Below are 1,159 nucleotides of genomic sequence, written 5' to 3'. Positions count from 1 at the left end.
ATGCCGGCCGTGGCGGGATGTGGGCCATCGTGCCAAGGGCACGTGCGTCCAATACTTTCGTTTATGGTTCCTGAGCGAAGGACTACCGGCCTGTCGAGGACGCCAGGTGTGGTGGTTCTGAAGCCTTGCTGTTGTCTTTCCCCGCTTGAGCAGGATTTCGGCCTCGGACGCGGCAATCGCAGAACGATTGCTTAGCTTGATCATACCTCGGCATAGGCACGCCTACCTGTCGGTGTCGTAGCCTTCCTTTCCGGCAAGTGAGAATTTCTGGAACCTCATGGACGCCGCGCGCAGCGATAATCGGTGCGCGGCGCAAGGCGGGCTTCCGCCCGACCAATTTGCGAACTGCGTCCCGATTCAGACAAGGGAAAAGCCGTGAAACTCTATTATAGCCCGCTCGCCTGCAGCCTGGCCGACCACATCGCGCTGGAGGAGGCCGGTGCCGCCTTCGAGCGCGAAACGGTCAATCTCAAAACCAAACGAACGGGCTCGGGCGATGATTTCACCACGGTCACGCGCAAGGGGTATGTGCCAGCCCTCGTGCTGGATAACGGGGAAGTTCTGACAGAGAATATCGCCGTCCTCGATTGGATTGCGGCGCAATACCCGGCACTGGGCGTGGAAGGGCCACTGGGCCGTACCCGCGTTCTCGAAGCGCTGACCTATGTCTCAACTGAAATACACCGAAGCTTCAAACCCATGTGGCACCATGGCAGCGATGCTGAAAAGGCCAAGGCGCGCAGCACGATTACGTCGCAACTTGATCTCTTCGCGAACGGTCTCAAGACTGATTATCTGTTCGGCGAGGAACCCAGCGTCGCGGACTTCTACCTTTTCGTGATGCTGCTTTGGGCAGCCCGCTTCCAAGTCCCTGTTCCGGCTCCTTTGGAAGCGCTGCGCGCCCGAATTGCGGCCCGTCCGGCCGTTCGCGTCGCAATGACTCGTGAGGGCCTTGTCTAAGTGCGAGACCGGCCGCGTGTCGTGTCACCCTTGAGCCACGACACATTACGAAGGAGTTTGTCCATGCTTCCGTTGCTGCAGATACTCCACCTGATCGCTGCCAAGCGCGGCGACGGGTTACGCCCCGAATTTCTAAGGATGCAAAGCGAGGCGGCACAAAGCGTGACCTTCCCGCGTGTTCAAACGCAACTTTCTACAC

Annotated in this window: 1 protein-coding gene; it reads left to right on the top strand. The window is 59.2% G+C overall.

All coding sequences use genetic code 11. The annotated features are described in order from the left end of the window. Positions 1-375: 375 nt before the first annotated feature. Entirely contained in the window at positions 376-960 is a 585-nt protein-coding gene (locus EN879_RS36680; protein ID WP_063170639.1) for a glutathione binding-like protein, read from the top strand. Positions 961-1,159: the final 199 nt, after the last annotated feature.

Origin of the sequence: Mesorhizobium sp. M7A.F.Ca.AU.002.02.1.1, from assembly GCF_003998535.1 — a bacterium.
GTDB lineage: Bacteria > Pseudomonadota > Alphaproteobacteria > Rhizobiales > Rhizobiaceae > Mesorhizobium > Mesorhizobium ciceri.
This window is presented reverse-complemented; position numbering and strand designations above follow the sequence as displayed.